We start from the raw sequence: 17768 nt of genomic DNA, 5'->3' as shown, positions 1-17768 counted from the left end.
AGCCCCCTCGGGGGGGCAGCGACCCGCGCAGCGGCGGAGTGTGGGGGCCGCCGACCGCCGCGCAGGGCCGCCCCAAGCAAGGTCAGCCCCCTCGGGGGGGCAGCGACCCGCGCAGCGGCGGAGCGTGGGGGCCGCCGACCGCAGCGCAGGGCCGCCCCAAGCCAGGTCAGCCCCCTCGGGGGGCAGCGACCCGCGCAGCGGCGGAGCGTGGGGGCCGCCGACCGCAGCGCAGGGCCGCCCCAAGCCAGGTCAGCCCCCTCGGGGGGCAGCGACCCGCGCAGCGGCGGAGCGTGGGGGCCGCCGACCGCAGCGCAGGGCCGCCCCAAGCCAGGTCAGCCCCCTCGGGGGGCAGCGACCCGCGCAGCGGTGGAGCGTGGGGGCAACCCCTTTACGTGGTGAACTGCAGAGCCGCAAGGCCTTCGTAGATGCCTCCGCGTTCGATCAACTCGGCGTGCGTGCCTTGTTCCACGATGCGGCCATGGTCAAGCACCACGATGTGGTCCGCCCGCTGCACCGTGGCCAGGCGGTGGGCGATCACGAGGGTGGTGCGGTCGCGCATAGCCGATTCCAGCGCGGCCTGCACCACGCGTTCACTTTGTGCGTCAAGCGCGCTGGTGGCTTCGTCGAGCAGGAGCAGCGGCGGATTTTTCAGCATGGCCCGCGCGATCGCGATGCGCTGGCGCTGGCCGCCCGAGAGCCGCACGCCGCGCTCGCCCAAGTAAGTGTTGTACTGCTCGGGCAAATCCATGATGAACTCGTCGGCAAATGCGGCCATGGCGGCGGCTTTCACTTCCTCGTCAGAAGCGTCTGGCTTGCCGTAGCGGATGTTCTCCATCGCACTGCTGGAAAAAATCACCGGATCTTGCGGCACGATACCCACACGGTTGCGCAAGTCTTCGAGACTCAGCTGGTTGATGGGCACGCCGTCGACCTCGATGCGGCCCCGCTGCGGGTCGTAGTAACGCAGCAGCAGGCTGAACACCGTGGTTTTTCCTGCGCCGCTGGCCCCGACCAGTGCCACGGTCTGGCCTGGTTGCACAAAGAGGCTGAAATCGTCGAGCGAGGCCTGGTTGGGCCGCGACGGGTAGCGGAAATCCAGCTTGTGAAACGTGACGGCACTGCCGCCTTCGGGGCGCGGGAGATCCACCGGGCTGGTGGGGGATTGCACCGGCGATTCGCTGGCCAGCAGCTCCATCAAGCGTTCGCTGGCGCCCGCTGCGCGCAGCAAGTCGCCATAGACCTCGCCCAGCACAGCCACCGAGCCCGCCAGGATGATGATGTAAACCACGGTCTGGCCCAGGTGGCCGGGCGTGATATCGCCGTTGATCACCGCTTGCGTGCCCTGGTACAGGCCCCACAGCAGCAGGGCCGAGGTGGTGATGATGATGAAAGCCACCAGCACCGAGCGGGCGCTCGCGCGCTTGATGGCCGTCTTGAACGCGCTTTCGGTGGCTTTGCCAAAGCGCTGGGCTTCGCGGTCTTCGGCGGTGTAGCTTTGCACCACAGGGATGGCGTTCAACACCTCGGCCGCGATGGCACTGGCGTCGGCCACGCGGTCCTGACTGGCGCGCGAGAGCTTGCGCACGCGGCGACCAAACCACATGCTGGGCAGCACCACCAGCAACAGGATGAGCAAAACCTGTGTCATCACATAGGGGTTGGTCCACACCAGCATGATCAGGGCGCCCAGGCCCATGACGCCGTTGCGCAGGCCCATGGACAACGAGGAGCCGACCACGGTTTGTACCAGGGTGGTGTCGGTGGTCAGGCGGCTGAGCACTTCGCCGGTCTGGGTGGACTCAAAGAACTCGGGGCTCTGGCGCAACACATGGCTGTAGACCGCATTGCGCAAGTCGGTGGTGACCCGCTCGCCGAGCCAGCTCACCAGGTAGAAGCGCACCGCTGAAAAAATGCCCAGGGCAAACGCCACAGCAAACAGTTCCAGGAAGTGGCCCCGCAAACCCATGGCCTGGGCGCTGCGGTCACCCGCGACGAGGCCGCCGTCGATCAGCTGGCGCAGGGCCACGGGGAAAACCAGCGTGGCGGCTGCCGCCAGCACCAGAAACAGGATCGCCAGAGCGATCTGCCAGCGGTAGGGGCGAATGAAGGGCCGCAGGCCGCTCAGCGATTGGGGGGTGCTCGCCTTGGGGCGTTCGGGTGCAGTGGATTGACTCATCCTCCAAGTGTGCCGGGTTTTCCCTTAAGGTTGTGTGTCGCGAGGGTTTTGCAGCGCTTCCCCAGGGTTCAGCTTGGCGGTCGACGCCTATTCCACCCCCAAAATTCTTTGACCTGATCGAACGCTGCGCCTCGCTTTCGACGGGAACTGCCGTAACCTTGCGTTCACTTGTGACCGCATGTGAACTGTTCCCTCGTGAAGCGATCACAGGGGCGCATGTGCCAAAATTGACCTGATAACACGATGAAAATAATTGACGAGATGCTGAACCTGGCATTGCTGACGGCCGACCAGCATCACCAAATCAGCGCCTGGATAGCGCGAGCCGACTCGCCCGAAGAAATCCTGAAGATGCCGGCGCCATTGTGGCGGGCGGTCGAGCGGGCCAGCGCGGTCATGGGCATCGACGATGACCTGATGCGACCGCCTTCGCTGGATGCGGAGGATGTGGTTTGCGGATAGGGGATGATTTCAGGAGCGTGTGTGCTCAATCGCAGGCCAAAGATGTTGGCACTCGGCCAAAGCAAGCGCAGACGATGACGGTTTGAATGACCCTTCATGGACCGCAATGCGGACGTCGTCGTCGGGCCCCGTTTTCGTTGCTTTTCGTCGCACCAGAGCGATCCGGGCGCATGCACGAGCTGGATGATCTGACCCCATACCCGCTGTCACCGGACGCTGGTTTTGACAGGTCGCCACGGTTGGAGAATCAACAGCGGGTCGGTCACCACAGATGCCATGAAAATCCACAAATTTGCGCTTGCGCTTGCTGTCGTGACGATCGCAGCGGTGACCAGTCTGATCTTTCTTGTGCCAAAGTGGACCAAAGATCGCCCCTATCGATTGCACCCGGACGACGGAAAAACTGTGGCAATCGGCGCACGGATATACCAGTCGCATTGCGCGTCGTGCCACGGATCGAATCTCGAAGGGCAACCGGAATGGCGTTCACGGGACTCAAGGGGTTTCCTGCCTGCTCCGCCACACAATGCCAGCGGTCACACATGGCATCACTCCGATGAAACCCTGTTTCAGATCACCAAACTGGGGGTCGCCCATGTCATTGGCGACGAGACATACCAGACCACGATGCCCATCTATTCTGGCGTTCTGAATGACGAAGAGATCGTCGCCGTATTGTCGTGGATCAAGGCGCAATGGCCCTCGGATATCCGCAAGAGCAATGAATTGGTCAACGAGGGGAATCGGTAGATCGCGCGTCTGCAAGCTTGGCTGGGACGGCTTTGACACGAGAGACAGTCGATCCGTATTTTGGGCGGGTTGCTGTCCACCAGGCGCTCACCAACCAAGGCACTTTCACATGCGGTGTGCCTCAAACACCATTCCGTTGGCCTGTTGCAACTCACGCACATACCGAACAATCTGTTGAATCTCACTCTCTGTGACTGTGGGCTGCGCCGGCATGTCACCGAAGCCCCAGTGGTGCTGGCGAACGCCGTTGCGCACCGCGCGCATGAACGCCTCGTCGGCATGGTGCCCCGGGTTGTAAACGGGATCGAGGAACGGAGGCCCTTTGTCCGTGCCCGTGCCGTTTGCCCCATGGCATTTCGCGCAAGTGGCATCGTAGGCGCGTTGGCCTGCCAGGGCCATTGACGAAAACGCCGGTATTTTTATTCCCTGTGAAGCAGCCGGCAAATCCCGGATGCGCTGAGACCATGCGAAGCCAGCGCTTGTGAGCAATGCCATGCCCAGTGCGGTTACGAAAATCCTTTTCCATGCTTTCATGGGTACCTCCAAATATGCATGACTTGTCTTGTGTGGGGTATTCATGCAGTGTTGTGAGCATTGCTTTCGGGTGTGTATGGAAACCCCACAGGTTGAATCCGGATCACTGGTTTGTCATGGCCTTGCGCTTCCCCCTCGACTTCTGATCAATCCGCCGCCAGTACAACCAGCGTGGCAGATACCGCTGTTCGAATCCAAACGCCATCAACAATACCGCAGCTGACGCCCCGATTTCCTTGCGGCGGTAGCGGAACACGCCCCAATGAACCACCGTATGTGATTGAGCCCTTCTTATAGGCGTTGTCCGAATGGTCGTGTTGTATCTTGTGCTTCTTTCAATTTGACATCCTTGTGCGCCAAAGAATGGCGCAAAGCAAACAGCGTTGGCTCCTGAGAAGAATGCGGTCAGATCTTGGTGGGTCTGGGCAACTGGCCAATTACGGTTCTGTTTTTCGTTTGGCGGTGCTCAAAATGATGAGGGCAACGACGGCAAGCGCCGAGTAGTTCAGCATCATGAACCAGGGTGTGTTCCACGCAATGCCATCGAAACCGCGCTGGGTGAGCGGATAAAGAACGGGTGACGCGTAGTAGTCTGCTGAATGAGTGAACACATCGATGATGATGTGAGACCACCACCCCAGCAGCGGGAGCAACAGCCATGCCCGCACCCGCCAGGCGACCAATGTCACCGCTCCCGCGACCAGCGCGCTGTGTGCCATGCAGTGCGTGTGATGTGAGATGAGGGTGACCATGGCCGGCATGCTCGGCTCTTGACCAGGCACGGCGATGGCAAATGCGTTGACCGCATCAAACGTTCCCGAACTGAAAATCCACCAGCCCAGCACAGGTAGCATTTGAAATACATCGGGCAATGCTGCGAGTGCGATGGTTGCGGCCGCTGCGCCGGGCTTGATCGGCACGCGCCTGCTCAACAGTGCCACGCCAGCGCTGGCCCACAAGGTGTGCGCAAGAATGTCCATGAGTGGTGCTGTCCTTCGCCCTGGTCACTCGCCAATCAGCTTGGTGTTCCTGAGCCGCAAGGCGTTGCTGATCACGGATGCCGAGCTCAGGCTCATGGCCAGCGCAGCGAACATGGGCGACAGCAGCCAACCGGTGAACGCGTAAAGCACACCGGCGGCCAGCGGCACACCGATCGCGTTGTAGACGAAGGCAAAGGCCAGGTTCTGCTTCATGTTGGCCACGGTCGCCACCGACAGCGCCCGCGCTGTCGCGATCCCGCGCAAGTCGCCCTTGATCAGCGTGAGCTGGGCGCTGTTCATTGCCACGTCGGTGCCGGTGCCCATGGCGATCCCCACATCGGCCCTGGCCAGTGCCGGCGCGTCGTTGATGCCGTCGCCTGCCATCGCGACCACGCAGCCTTCCGCCTGCAACTTCTCAACCAGCTTCAGCTTGTCGGCCGGCGTGACTTCCCCGTGGACTTCGTCGATGCCCAGGCGCTTGCCAACCGCCTTGGCCGTGGTGAGGCCATCCCCCGTGGCCATCACCACGCGCAGGCCCGCTTCGCGCAACGCCTTCAGCGCCTCCGCTGTCGTGGCCTTGACCGGGTCGGACACGGCCAGCAGTCCGGCCAGCTGGCCGTCGATAGCCAGGTGCATCACGCTGGCACCCTGGCCGCGCAGTTCCTCGGCCTGGCTCTTCAGCGCATCGACCTGAATACCCAGTTGATTCATCAGCGCCGTATTGCCCAATGCCAAGGCCTTGTCATCAACCGTGCCTTGCACCCCAATGCCTGACTCGGAATCGAACGCCTCCGGCTTCGACAGCTTCAGACCCTGCTCATTGGCGGCCGCCACGATGGCTGCGGCCAGCGGATGTTCGCTGCCCTGGTCCAGACTGGCCGCCATGCGGAGGATGTCCTGCTCGTCGAATCCTTGCATGGCCACTGCGCGCTCGAAGGTCGGCCGACCTTCGGTCAGCGTGCCGGTCTTGTCGACGATCAGGGTGTCGACCTTGCGCAGGTTCTCGATCGCGGCGGCATCGCGGAACAGCACGCCATTCGTCGCGCCCTTGCCGGTGGCGACCATGATCGACATGGGCGTGGCCAGGCCCAGCGCGCAAGGGCAGGCAATGATCAGCACCGACACCGCGTTGATCAGGCCAAAAACCCAGCTCGGTTCCGGACCGAAGAAGCCCCAGGCAAAGAAGGTCAGCAGCGCGACGGACACCACCGAGACGACAAAGTAGCCCGCCACGACGTCGGCCATGCGCTGCATCGGCGCGCGCGAGCGCTGGGCCTGCGCCACCATCTGCACGATTTGCGACAGCACGGTGGCTGAGCCGACGTGTTCGGATTGCATCACCAGCGCTCCGCTGGTGTTCATCGTCGCGCCAATCAGCTTGTCGCCGGCGCGTTTGGTGACCGGCAGTGGCTCACCGGTGAGCATCGATTCGTCCAGTGAGCTGCTGCCCTCGATAACGACGCCGTCGACCGGCACCTTCTCGCCAGGGCGAACGCGCAGGCGGTCGCCTTCATGAACATGAGACAGTGGAATGTCCTCTTCGGTGCCGTCGGCATTGATCCGGCGTGCGGTCTTGGGTGCCAGGCCGAGCAGCGATTTGATCGCAGCCGAGGTCTGCGAACGTGCTTTCAGCTCCAGCATTTGGCCAAAGAGCGTCAGCGAGATGATCGAAGCGGCGGCTTCAAAGTACACCGACACGCGCCCGTCGATGACGAAGGCGGCCGGGAAGACCTGTGGCGCCACCGTGGCGACAACGCTGTAGACGAAGGCCACGCCAGTGCCCAGGCCGATCAGCGTCCACATGTTGGGGCTGAGGTTGACCACCGACTGCGCACCGCGCTTGTAGAAAGGCCAGCCAGCCCAGAGCGCGACAGGCAGCGTGAGCCCGAACTCGACCCAGTTCTGGCCCACGTTGCCGAACAGGCCATCGAGCCAGTCGGTCCCATGGCCTGCCATGGCCAGCGCCACAACCACCACAGTGAAGGGCAGCGTCCACCAGAAGCGGCGTTTGAAGTCGGCGAGTTCAGGGTTTTCGTCGTCATCCAGTGCAGGCATTTCCGGTTCCAGCGTCATGCCGCATTTGGGGCAGTTGCCTGGGTGGTCCTGGCGGATCTCCGGGTGCATTGGGCAGGTGTAGATCGCCCCCGCTTGCGCCGGCGTGGGTGCCGTTGACGCAGGATTCTGTGTTCCCGCAATGTACTTCTGGGGGTCGGCATTGAACTTCGTCAGACACTTTGCACTGCAAAAATAGTGCGAATGCCCATCGAGTTCGACCTGATGCGCAGACTGCGCCGTGACGGTCATGCCACAGACCGGATCCTTCAGCGTGTCGGCCGTCTTCGCCACTGGCTCTGATCCATTGTGCTCATGGTGCGCGTGGTCAGGATGTGAGTTCTTGGTAGACATGTCCATGATTTATTCCTTCTTGGAACTGAGTCGCGCGGTCGGATCAACATGGTCACCATGACGATCATGACCGTGGAAAAAGTGCATCAACGGGCAGACCAGCAGCAACAGGTAAATCCAGTTGCCTGCGACGAAGTTCCAGTGCTCACGCAGCAGGAAAAATCCGCCGACCAGAACGACCATCAGCAACGTGGTTCTCAGTGGGCTGCTCAGGCCCGTCGTCCTGGGCGTGCCGGTGTGGTGGTCGTTGTGCGTGGTGTTCATGAAATCTTGTAGTCGGTCGTCAGGCGGGGCGTTTGGCTTGTGCCATGGAACACAAGATAAACCTTGACATGCTGTGAATGTCAAGGGCCCCTTGCTTCGATTTCAAACTTTTGGGGTCGAGTCGCGCTCGAGCAGTGCCTTGCGCTTCTCGTACTCGTCGGTTGTGATCTCGCCATTGGCCAGGCGCCTTTGCAGAGTCTGCAGGGGCGTGTCCCGCAGGCGTCGCCGCTGCGCGCTTGGCCGCCCCCATCCGTAGAAAAACAGCGCGGCAATCAGCACCACCCAAAAGAGCCACCAGAGCCAGTGCCAGCCGCCCATGAACATGCCGCCTTCGTAGAACATGTGCATCTCCTTCAGCCTTGGTGCTGGGTGGAAGTCGGCACCATCAACACCGTCTTCACGCGTTGCAGGCGTTCCTTGACTTCATGAGCTACCTTGGCCACTTCGACGTTGCTGGTCATCTGCAAGACAGCCACCGGATCCATGAAGCCAACGACCAACTGGCCGTCGGACTTCGCCCGGACGACCACGTTGCAGGGCAGTAGCAGGCCAATGTCAGGCTCGGCCTCCAGCGCACGGTGCGCGAGTGGCGGATTGCAGGCGCCGAGGATCAGGTAAGGGAGACCGTCGACGCCGAGCTTTGCCTTCATCGTGGCCTGCACGTCGATTTCGGTCAGCACGCCAAAGCCCTCGGCCTTCAGCGCTTCGGTGACGCGGGCGACAGCGGCTGGGAAGTCTTTGCCCTCGATCGCACAATGAAAGCCGTAGGCTGCTGCGTTCGGCGCTGGCGCTGGGTTGGTCGTGGTGTTCATGGTGTACACCTCACTTCATTGCCGGGGCTGGTGGCATCCGGTCCATCATCATCTGCATCATGGACTGCATCATGTCCATGCGTTGTTCCATCATGCCTTGGCGGGCGGCCATGTCGCCGGGCTTACCCGCCATAGCGCCGGGCCCCATGCGACCCATCAAGCCCATGCCCGCTTGCATGAGTTTCATTTGTTCGGTCATCAAGGCATTGCGCTCTTCTGGCGTCTTGGCGGCCATCATCTTGTCGTGCATGGTCTGCATCGAACCCATCTGGGTGACGTATTCCGGCATTTCGGCCATTCCGCTCATGCCCATACCCATGCCCGGGGTGGCGGGCGCAGCTTGCGCGACTTGCGTGCTCGGAGCCGTGGCAGGGTGATGGCTGTCGTGCTGCGTGTCGCTGGCGGCCCAGACGGAGGTGGCCATTGTGGTGGCGGCAACAGCGGTGAGTATCGAGAGGGTACGAACGAATTTCATTTGGGGCTCCTGGTCATTGAATGGAAAAGTGAGAGGAAAAGTGGGAGAGAGACGCTTGCCAAACGCGCCTTCGTGCAAGTGCGCGTCGGCTGTAGATCCGAGCCTGGCTCTGTGCTTTGGTGCGGAATCAGGCCGACTGAATGTGCCGACGACAAGCTCGCGGGGCGCGTGCTCCGGGATCGTCAGCAGGTTGTGGCTGCGTACGTACTGCACCACGGACGACGTGTCGCGGTCGTTGACCTTGGACCGCTGCAAGTTGTCGATCGTTCGCTTTGCCTCAATGGCGCGACCCTTGAACCATGCGCGCTCGTCAGAAGTCATCTGGGTACGGGCCAAGAGGGCACGCGGTACTGCCGTGACGGCGAGGACCTTCTTGCACATTGTGTTCATGTCGGCATCCGTTGGGGCCATGGACTCGTGGTCGATTTCGATGCACAGCCCCCTTCGGTGTGCTTCAAGCTTGCGCTCAGCAAGCAGGTGCGCCTATCGGACAGGGCTACCTGTTGCGGTAGGTGTCGTCCTACGTGGCGCGAGGCTGGGGCGTCAGGGTCGGGATGAGGTTTGCGCCCGCTGCCCGCTTTGCAGGCCGGCTCGTTGATCAACGCCAATCGCCGGCAGGAGGCAGCTTTGGAAAGCTTTGCCAGGCCCAAGTTCCAGGTGGTGAGGCCTGAGTTGTCTATCAGTGCCGCCCTCCTTTTGATTGGGTTCCAAGCAGACGCAGGTCTGAGAATCCGCCTAAGCGAAACACCTGAGAATGCATCGGTCTTGATCATGGGGTGGTCCAGGCATTGGGCGCGGACTTTGCGGTCCAAAGTGCCCGTTTCCTTTTTTTTGAGGCTTCGCATCAGGTCTTGTGCGAGCACAAGTTAAGTGAGCAGCCCTAGCGTAGACCTTACCGCCAGCAATTCGCATGACGCCGGGATTACATATCAGTCATCTTCGATTCCGGAGCATCCAAACAGGGCACACTGCCGCAAAGAATTGCGCCTTGAAGTTACTGACCGCTGAAGACGAACCCACGACCGGCAGCTGCTTGCGGCAAGGCCTTGGCGTGGCCGGGTATGTCGCAGACCTCGTCAACAATGGGAGGGATGGGCTTCACCAGGCAAAGGACGGTAGCTGCGATCGTGTCATTTTGGGCGTGATGCCCCGAGCATGGATGGCAGGTTGAACCGCCCCGCAATGCAGTCACTCGGATCGCTGCTGTGGCCGGCTGCAGTGGGTCAACTTGCGTTGGCGGTTACCTGGGGGAGCGGTCGTTCGGTCTGGCTTTACTGCGGGCGTCGGCTTCCTGGCACGACCGCAAACTGGTGGTGCCGGCCAGTCTCAGTCGGTCAGTCTGCCTCTTGAAACCGGGCATTCGATAGCCAGGCCTCTCGGCGATCCAGATCTCACGTTGATCCACAAGAACCGCTCCTGGTCGGATTCGCCTGAGGCTCGCAAGGAATAGGCAGTGGGGAGATCGCATTCATTCACGCCGCAGAAGGCTGGCGCCCATGCGGCGCGCGAGATCTTTGACGCTCGATTGATCGTTGGCAGCACCTGCGCCCGCCCATGAGAAGTGCACAGGCCATCGAGAATATGACGGATACGCGATTCACAAAAGTTCTCCAGACAAGTCAATAGCGGGCTGTCATGCCAGCCACGTTTTCGGCACCACCATCCGCGCTGCTGCGCATGCAACCTGGAACCAGGACATCAACCGTCTCGGAAATGCGATGCTAGAGTGTTTGCCCGACACCACTTCGATGGGTTGAAGTGAATTGGTACTTTCATCTCCTGCGTCCTCCCTGTGGGTTCAGCCCGAAACTTTTTCCTAGGCGCTCCGCCGCTAGGTGCAGCACGGATACACGGACATGAAGATTTTGGTCATTGAGGACGAACAACGCATCGCAGATTTTGTATGTACGGGCTTGAGGGAGCATGGCTTTGACGTGACGGCCTGCGACAATGGCAACGCAGGCTTCGAGCTGGCCCGCCTTGGCCAACATGACGCGATCGTGCTGGATTTGATGCTGCCCGGGCGCGATGGACTGTCGGTGCTGCGGGGATTGCGCGCCGAGGGCGTCTCCACGCCGGTGATCTTGCTGACTGCGCGCAACGAGCTGGGTGACCGTATCGAAGGGCTCAACCTGGGCGCCGATGACTACCTGGCCAAACCGTTCTATGTGGAGGAGCTGGCTGCCCGGATCCAGGCCCTGCTGCGGCGGCTGTCCGGGGATCGGCAAAACACCGTTCAGGTCGGGCCGTTCATGCTCGACTGCATGGCGCGGCAGGTCACCGGCCATGGCCAGACGATCGAGCTCACCAGCCGCGAGTTTGCCCTCATCGAGTTGCTGATGCGCTCTGCGGGTCGCGTGCTGACGCGCACACAGATGCTTGAACACGTGTGGGGCTACGATTTTGATCCGGCCACGAATGTGGTGGATGCCTGTGTCCAGCGGATCCGCAGGAAGATCGAGTCCATTGAGACTGGCACGGGCAGCGCCTCGCCAATCGAGTCCGTCAGGGGCGTCGGCTACCGTTTCAGGCCAATGCCGTGAGGCTGGTCATGCCGTCTTTCCGGGTCCGCATTTTTATGGTCACGGCCTTGATCGTGGCGCTGGTGCTGACCAGCGTGGCGCTGTTCAGCTGGTCCAGTGTGCTGGCGTTCGAGGGCCAACGGCTGGACGAGCGCCTGTGCGATGAGGTCCGGCGGCTGGCCGGCCCGGCCCCCGTCAACGATGTGGAGCGCCTGAGCACCGACATGCTGGCCAAGCTGCGGTTGAAATCGCCCGAACAACTGCTGTTGGCAGTTGACACGCCGAGCGGGGCAGATCGGCTCAGGTCCGCTCACTGGCCCGACACGCTGGACATCGACCAACTGGCCTGGAGCCGTGAGGCGGTCGCCGCAGACACTCAAAGCCCCACCAACACACCCGCCCGCAGCGCCTGCGCGCTGAGCCGTTTCGATCTGGCCGGTGGTGAGTGGCGCGCGGCCCTGGTTGGCAGCGCCTCTGAGCGCGGGTTCGTCGCTGCCGACCAGGCCGCCATTCGTGCCGACCTTCTGGGGGTTTGGCGTCAGGTGGCGGCCATCGCATTGCCGCTGGCGTTGGTGCTCACGGCGTTGGGGGCGTGGTTGCTGTCGGGCTTGGCGCTCAGGCCCGTGGTGCGGCTGCGCGACGCGATGAAAGCGGTCGACGAGAAGGCGCTGGATCAGCGCCTGTCGGTGGCGCATGAAGACCGCGAGTTCCAGGATCTCATCACTTCGTACAACAAGATGCTGGGCCGGCTGGAGACCAGTTTTCACCAAGCCTCGCGCTTCTCGGCTGATGCCGCACACGAGCTGAAAACACCGCTCACCATTTTGCAAGGCCAGCTCGAGCGCGCGGTGCAGCGAACGGACGGCCAAGCCCTTCAGCTGACCCTGATTGACATGCTGGACGAGGTGGGCCGCCTGTCATCGATCTCCAGAAAGCTGCTGCTGTTGTCGCAGGCCGACGCCGGCCGGTTGGCATTGCAACGCCAGCCGGTGAACCTGAGCGAAACCTTGAACGAGCGCATCGCCGAGGCACAAACCTTCGGTCTGGACGTGACGCTGTCGGCCGAGGTGGCTGATGGACTGACCGTGCAGGCCGATCCGCAGTTGCTCGATCAGTTGCTCAACAACCTCACCAGCAACGCGCTGAAATACACGCCAGCCGGCGGGTGGATTCGGTGGCGCGTGAGGTCCACGCCGTCGGGCATCGAGCTTGAGATGGCGAACTTCGCCCCTGGCCTGACTTCCGAAGACCGTTCGCGCCTTTTTGAGCGCTTCTTCCGGGGCGATGCAGCGCGCAACCGGCAGCTGGGTGGGCACGGCCTGGGCCTCAGCCTCTCGCGTGTTATCGCCCGCGCCCATGGCGGTGATTTGACGGTGGTGCCTGGCGTTGATGACGCGCTGGTCTTGCGGCTGTTGCTGCCTGCGGGAACTTAGGGCACGCCAGCAAGGCAGCCACCGACGTGGCCGCCAACCTCTGCACCTTCATGACGAAGATGTCATTTTTCAAAGCGCAATGGGTTTTACGATGAGGTGATCGACGGGGCATTCCCTTCGCCCACACGACCAGGAGGCATCACATGAAACCATCCAAACGGCAGCTCGCCCAACGCCTGGCTGGGGCCTGCCTGGCCGCCAGCCTGCCATTCGCAGCGGCGGCAGGCTCCTTCAAAGCCGAAGTCTGGGCCGACAATTGGTTCTCGCTCCATGTCGGCGAGCGCTTCGTGGGGGAAGACTCGGTGTCGATCACCACCGAGCGCTCTTTCAACGCCGAGACACTGCGCTTCGAGGCGGACTACCCGTTGGTGCTGAACTTCACCATCAAGGACTTCAAGCAGGACGACACGGGGCTGGAATACATCGGCAGCGCACGGCAGCAGATCGGTGACGGTGGCTTCATCATGCAGATCACCGACACCGCGACGCAAAAGGTGGTGGCCGTGTCAAGCAGCGCATTCAAGTGCCGGGTCATCCACAAGGCCCCGCTCATCCCGAGTTGCGCGTCCAGCAGCCAGCCCACGGTGGCCAGCTGTGGCGCCACCATCATCGAAGAGCCTGCCAATTGGAAGGCAGCCGGGTTCGACACCAGCGCCTGGCAAAGCGCCACCGTCTACAGCGCCGCCGACATTGGTGCCAAGGACGGCTACCACGACATCGCCTGGGACCCGGCCGCAAAGCTGATCTGGGGCACCGACTTGAAGTCCGACAACACCTTGTTGTGCAAGCTCACGGTCAACGCACCGTGATGCGGCACACCGCCTTTTGCCTGTCGTCCAACCACGCCGTCGTTTGACCATGAAAACACCGATTTCCCGTCCTTTCTTGCTGGCCCTGTTCGCCGCCGCTGCCGTGTCGCTCGGTGGCTTCACACCATTGAACGCCATGGCCACCGGGGCATCCCCGTTTACCGTGACGAGTGAAGCCGGTCCGGATGGCACCTTGCCAGATACCTATACCTGCGATGGCGCAGGCGTGGCCCCTGCGCTCGCGTGGTCCAACCCGCCCGAGGGCACCCAGGAATTTGCCCTGCTCATGAGCACGGTGCCACCCGATGGCGTCATCAAATACAACTGGGTACTGTACGGCATACCCGGCACCACGACCCAGCTGAGCCAAGACAGCCATGGCGTCGGCACGCTGGGCGCGGGCAGCAATGGCCCCAGTGCCGCCTATCAACCGCCATGTTCAAAGGGCCCGGGTCAGAAGAGCTACACCTTCACGGTGTACGCGTTGTCGGCCGCACCGGTGTTGCCCCAGGGCACGCCGGTGTCGGGCCCGCAGCTCCTGAGCGCGATGTCTTCGATCACGCTGGGCACCACGAACCTGAGCCTGCACCACACCCGATCGGGTGCGAACGCCAACGGCAACGCCCCACCGCCGCCACCGCCACCAGCGGCTGCAACCGCGGCTATGGCGCCGGCTTCGTCAGTTGCAACCACTGGCACCCAAAGCGAGGCGTGCGCGCGGGTGGCCAATTCGCTCAAAGCATCCACCACCGGTGTGGCAACGGTCGAATGCGACGGCATCTATGCCTATGTGGCATCCAACGGCTTGCCCACCCACACCATGATGGACGGCATCGTCGCCAGCAACCTGCAAGTGCCGATCGCGCAAAGCTTCTTCGGCGCCAACGCCTGGAAGATCCCGCTCCAGCCGGCCATCGCCGCGACCACCACCACCGCAAACGACGGCCCCATCGGTGTGGCCATCAACGGCGTGCCCATCTTCAACCCCTGCAAACAAGGCGGTTGCCAGAACGGCGACACCAAGGCGCTGGGTGAACTCGATGCGTGCAATGGCCATGCCGGCCGTGCCGACGATTACCACTACCACGCGGCCCCCAACTGCCTCATGGTTGGCCAGCCCGCCGGCTACTGGGACACCCACCCGCTGGGCTGGGCCCTCGATGGCTTTGCGATCTTTGGCTACAACGACGCCGACGGCCGCGTGGCTTCGCGTGACGATGTGTGCGGCGGCAACACCAGCGCCGTGGCCAACGCGCCCTCGGGCTACAGCTACCACGTGACCGATGCAGCGCCCTACGTGTTGTCGTGTTTCAGGGGCACGCCCAGCCCGGACCTGGCCGGCCAGGGTGCCAAGTTTTCCCCGCTTCGCCGCCCGCCGGTGCGGCCCTTCGGTGTCTCGGCCATGACGCTGACGACCGATGCCCGTGATGGCTACCAGGTGCTCCAGTTCCAGACGGACCGCCCGTTCACCAGCACCGAAACCGGCACCGACAGCTACGAGCAACCAGCGGGCACGCACCGGATTCGGTACAAGCCCGTCACCGGAGCCGCCTTGGCTGAGCTGCTCGCCACGGGCGAGCACGCCGGCAAGTCGGCCTGCTGGAGCTTCCAGTTCTCCGATGGAGCGGGTGGCACCACCCAGCCTGCTGTCGCTTACTGCCGTTGATCATGGCACCGTTCAAAAAATGGCTGCTGGCTTGCTGTGCGCGTTGCTGACGCTGGCCGGCGTCGGGTCCGCCAGCGCACATGGACTGGAAGAAAACCGCGCCACGCTCGTGTTGCGCGACCAGAATCATGTGTCGGTGACCCTGTTCATCACATTTTCTGAGGCGCTGCATCGCGTGCTGGCGCCGGAGCGCAGTTTTCAGGAATTCATTCTGACCTATGCGGCGATGTCGCCCGAGGCATTCAAGGTGACGCTGCTCAAGGCACAGAGCACCTTCCAGGCCGAGACCAGCACTGAGACGGCTGACGGCCATCGGCTCTTGCTCGAACGCTGGCGCTGGCCTGAGCCTGCCGCCGTGCAACAGGTGCTGCGCGAACGCGCCATGCAGGCACTTGTGGCGCCGAATGAACACCCGTACGAGACAGCACTTGAAGTTCGGGCCGAACTTCAGGCCGCCAAGGCGATTGCGTCGGTGCGCGTGAGCTTCCCACCAGCGTTTCAGCGTGTGTTGGTCGTTTCCTACCAGCCCAAGCAGGTCTGGGTTGAGCCCCGGCGCGCATCGCCAGAGATCACGTTCTAGAGGGCACGCGGCTGACCAAGGCATCTCCTCATGATTAAGCGGCCGGGCTACCCTCAAGGATTCTCGCGCCCCTCGGTTGGTCTGACGAGAAGCTGGCCAATTTAGGGCACAAGTCTGCCCGAGCTTGGCAAGCTCAACGTCAGTGTCGAACTCTGCCAAGCCATGTTCCTGACGGGTTTTCTCATCTTGGCAGAATGGGCTTCATGCAAGGATGAAAAGCTGAATAAAGATTCTCAATCGCCTCGTAGGAGGAGAGAAAGCCGGGACATGTGTTCCACATGATCCGGGCAGTGTCCTGGAATGCCGGCCGACGGGAGCGTTATGGCGTCGGAGCGGGCGAATCAGCACAAGAGTGAATGCGTCACAAACGTCTGCATTCTTGATGGCGGAATGTCAGCCCCGGGTCGAACGCTGACGGCAGAGGTCAGAAACCCACACAAGTCAAAGAGCGAAGAACCGACATCAACTCAGCCCTCACTCTATCGACCTGGCGTTCACGAGTTCAATGCATCGCGCACAAAATCCAGTCGATCCTGGCCAAAAAACATTTCGTCGCCCACGAAAAAACTGGGTGCGCCAAAGACGCCTCTGCGCACGGCCTCGTCGGTGGTGGCCACGAGTTGGGCTTTGACTTCGGGGTCGTTGATCAGTGCCGAGACCGTCGCTGCATCAAACCCCGCGCCAGCCAGGGTGGTGGCCATGATGTCGGGGTCGCCCATGTTCACTGGCTTGGCCCACATGGCTTTGAACACGGCACGCAAATAGTCATTCAGCCGCTCGGGCTGGCGCATTTGCACACCGGTGGCGCCGCGCATCAGCGCCAGGGTGTTGATGGGGAAAAACGGGTTGGACTGAAAGGGGACGAGGTAACGCTGTGCCCAACGCGGCAAATCGCTGCCCATCCACTGGCCTTTGGCTGGGACCGTGACCGGACTCTGGTTGCCCGTGGCTTTGAACACGCCACCCAGCAACATGGGCCGCCAGACGATGTTGGCGCCCGCCTCTTTGGCGATGGCCGGCAACTGTGTCCAGGCGAGATAGGCGGTGGGGCTGCCCACATCGAAGAAAAATTCAACAGCTTTGTGGCTCATGCAGAAGGCTTCCGGTTGGGTGGATGTCACCAGGTTTCAGACCAGGGGCGCAGATCGAGTTCGTGTGTCCACGCGTTGCGGGGCTGCTGGTGCAATGCCCAGTAGCTTGCGGCAATGGCGTCTGGATCAAGGATACCGCCCTCTGACTTGGTGGCGTAGCGCTCTGGAAAATTGTCGGCGATGAAGGCGGTGTCGATGGCGCCGTCGATGACCAGATGGGCAACATGAATGCCTTTTGGACCCAGCTCGCGGGCCATGCTTTGTGCGAGGGCGCGCAGCGCGAATTTCGCGCCGGCGAATGCACAGAAACCGTTGCTGCCCCGCATGCTCGCGGTGGCGCCGGTGAAAAAGATGCTGCCCTTTGCGCGGGGTTGCATGACCCGGGCCGCTTCCCGTCCGACCAGGAAGCCCGACAGCGCCGCCATTTCCCAGACCTTGCGGTACACCCGCTCGGTGGTTTCGGTGATGCTGAACCTTACGTTGGCACCGATGTTGAAGACCATGACCTCCAGAGGCCCGATCTCGCGCTCGATGCGCTCAAACAAGGCCACCACCTGTTCTTCCTTGCGCGCGTCGCAGGCCCAGCCTTCGGCGCGACCTCCCGCTGCCTGGATGTCTTGTATGAGGGGCTGCAAGGCTTCAGCGCTGCGCCGCACGGCCACCACGTGGTAGCCCTCGGCGGCAAAACGGCGTGCAATCGCACCGCCGGTCGCGTCGCCGGCGCCCACGATCAGGACAGCGCGGGCAGGTGGGGCATTTTTTGGTGTGTCTGGTGAATTCATGGGAATGGGGTAGGGGGTGGCCAGGG

At 62.4% G+C, this 17768-nt stretch carries 17 protein-coding genes and 1 pseudogene; 8 read left to right on the top strand and 10 right to left on the bottom strand.

Features of this window, described 5'->3' with window-relative positions; all coding sequences use genetic code 11:
* Nucleotides 1-388 precede the first annotated feature (388 nt).
* Nucleotides 389-2176, bottom strand: a complete 1788-nt coding sequence (locus E5678_RS09205; RefSeq protein ID WP_136178244.1) for an ABC transporter transmembrane domain-containing protein — start codon at nucleotides 2174-2176, stop codon at nucleotides 389-391.
* Between the two features lie 243 nt (nucleotides 2177-2419).
* Here E5678_RS09205 and E5678_RS09200 point away from each other — a divergent pair, with 243 nt between their 5' ends.
* A complete protein-coding gene (locus tag E5678_RS09200) occupies nucleotides 2420-2638 on the top strand; it encodes a hypothetical protein (RefSeq protein WP_136178243.1) in 219 nt (72 codons plus the stop codon).
* 276 nt (nucleotides 2639-2914) lie between these two features.
* The gene (locus E5678_RS09195; RefSeq protein ID WP_136178242.1) at nucleotides 2915-3388 is read left to right on the top strand and encodes a cytochrome c; all 474 of its coding nucleotides are present in this window, start codon (nucleotides 2915-2917) and stop codon (nucleotides 3386-3388) included.
* A 105-nt stretch (nucleotides 3389-3493) separates the two neighbouring features.
* Here the strand turns inward: E5678_RS09195 and E5678_RS09190 are convergent, their stop codons facing one another.
* From E5678_RS09190 to E5678_RS09160, 7 genes are all read right to left on the bottom strand, one after another.
* On the bottom strand, nucleotides 3494-3922 hold the full coding sequence (locus E5678_RS09190) for a cytochrome c (protein WP_136178241.1): 429 nt from the start codon (nucleotides 3920-3922) through the stop codon (nucleotides 3494-3496).
* Between the two features lie 437 nt (nucleotides 3923-4359).
* Nucleotides 4360-4902 carry a hypothetical protein gene (locus tag E5678_RS09185; RefSeq protein WP_210732016.1) on the bottom strand — a complete coding sequence of 181 codons (543 nt, stop codon included), beginning with the start codon at nucleotides 4900-4902 and terminating at the stop codon, nucleotides 4360-4362.
* Nucleotides 4903-4926: 24 nt separating this feature from the next.
* Nucleotides 4927-7206 carry a heavy metal translocating P-type ATPase gene (locus E5678_RS09180; protein ID WP_247597011.1) on the bottom strand — a complete coding sequence of 760 codons (2280 nt, stop codon included), beginning with the start codon at nucleotides 7204-7206 and terminating at the stop codon, nucleotides 4927-4929.
* Between the two features lie 111 nt (nucleotides 7207-7317).
* Complete coding sequence (locus tag E5678_RS09175; RefSeq protein ID WP_210732015.1) at nucleotides 7318-7572, bottom strand: DUF2933 domain-containing protein; 255 nt, start codon at nucleotides 7570-7572, stop codon at nucleotides 7318-7320.
* Nucleotides 7573-7674: 102 nt separating this feature from the next.
* Complete coding sequence (locus E5678_RS09170; RefSeq protein WP_247596963.1) at nucleotides 7675-7914, bottom strand: SHOCT domain-containing protein; 240 nt, start codon at nucleotides 7912-7914, stop codon at nucleotides 7675-7677.
* An 11-nt stretch (nucleotides 7915-7925) separates the two neighbouring features.
* Nucleotides 7926-8384, bottom strand: a complete 459-nt coding sequence (locus tag E5678_RS09165; RefSeq protein WP_136178240.1) for a DUF302 domain-containing protein — start codon at nucleotides 8382-8384, stop codon at nucleotides 7926-7928.
* A 10-nt stretch (nucleotides 8385-8394) separates the two neighbouring features.
* Nucleotides 8395-8859: a hypothetical protein gene (locus E5678_RS09160; RefSeq protein ID WP_136178239.1), complete on the bottom strand. Its 465-nt coding sequence runs from the start codon at nucleotides 8857-8859 to the stop codon at nucleotides 8395-8397.
* 988 nt (nucleotides 8860-9847) lie between these two features.
* Here E5678_RS09160 and E5678_RS22620 point away from each other — a divergent pair.
* From E5678_RS22620 to E5678_RS09135, 6 genes and pseudogenes are all read left to right on the top strand, one after another.
* Nucleotides 9848-9967, top strand: a pseudogene (locus tag E5678_RS22620) (DNA-binding response regulator); the annotation flags it as partial.
* 748 nt (nucleotides 9968-10715) lie between these two features.
* Nucleotides 10716-11402 (top strand): response regulator transcription factor, encoded by a 687-nt coding sequence (locus E5678_RS09155; protein ID WP_136178238.1) that lies wholly within the window; start codon nucleotides 10716-10718, stop codon nucleotides 11400-11402.
* 8 nt (nucleotides 11403-11410) lie between these two features.
* Nucleotides 11411-12814: an ATP-binding protein gene (locus E5678_RS09150; protein ID WP_136178237.1), complete on the top strand. Its 1404-nt coding sequence runs from the start codon at nucleotides 11411-11413 to the stop codon at nucleotides 12812-12814.
* Between the two features lie 143 nt (nucleotides 12815-12957).
* On the top strand, nucleotides 12958-13623 hold the full coding sequence (locus tag E5678_RS09145) for a hypothetical protein (RefSeq protein ID WP_210732014.1): 666 nt from the start codon (nucleotides 12958-12960) through the stop codon (nucleotides 13621-13623).
* Nucleotides 13624-13672: 49 nt separating this feature from the next.
* Complete coding sequence (locus E5678_RS09140) at nucleotides 13673-15289, top strand: YHYH protein (RefSeq protein ID WP_136178236.1); 1617 nt, start codon at nucleotides 13673-13675, stop codon at nucleotides 15287-15289.
* A gap of 19 nt (nucleotides 15290-15308) precedes the next feature.
* Nucleotides 15309-15869 carry a hypothetical protein gene (locus E5678_RS09135; protein WP_136178235.1) on the top strand — a complete coding sequence of 187 codons (561 nt, stop codon included), beginning with the start codon at nucleotides 15309-15311 and terminating at the stop codon, nucleotides 15867-15869.
* Between the two features lie 494 nt (nucleotides 15870-16363).
* Here E5678_RS09135 and E5678_RS09130 read toward each other — a convergent pair whose 3' ends face one another.
* Nucleotides 16364-16960: a 2-hydroxychromene-2-carboxylate isomerase gene (locus E5678_RS09130; protein ID WP_136178234.1), complete on the bottom strand. Its 597-nt coding sequence runs from the start codon at nucleotides 16958-16960 to the stop codon at nucleotides 16364-16366.
* 26 nt (nucleotides 16961-16986) lie between these two features.
* Nucleotides 16987-17742, bottom strand: a complete 756-nt coding sequence (locus E5678_RS09125) for an SDR family oxidoreductase (RefSeq protein ID WP_136178233.1) — start codon at nucleotides 17740-17742, stop codon at nucleotides 16987-16989.
* Nucleotides 17743-17768 lie beyond the last annotated feature (26 nt).

Origin of the sequence: Hydrogenophaga sp. PAMC20947, from assembly GCF_004795855.1 — a bacterium.
In the GTDB taxonomy this organism is placed as follows: Bacteria; Pseudomonadota; Gammaproteobacteria; order Burkholderiales; family Burkholderiaceae_C; genus Hydrogenophaga.
This window is presented reverse-complemented; position numbering and strand designations above follow the sequence as displayed.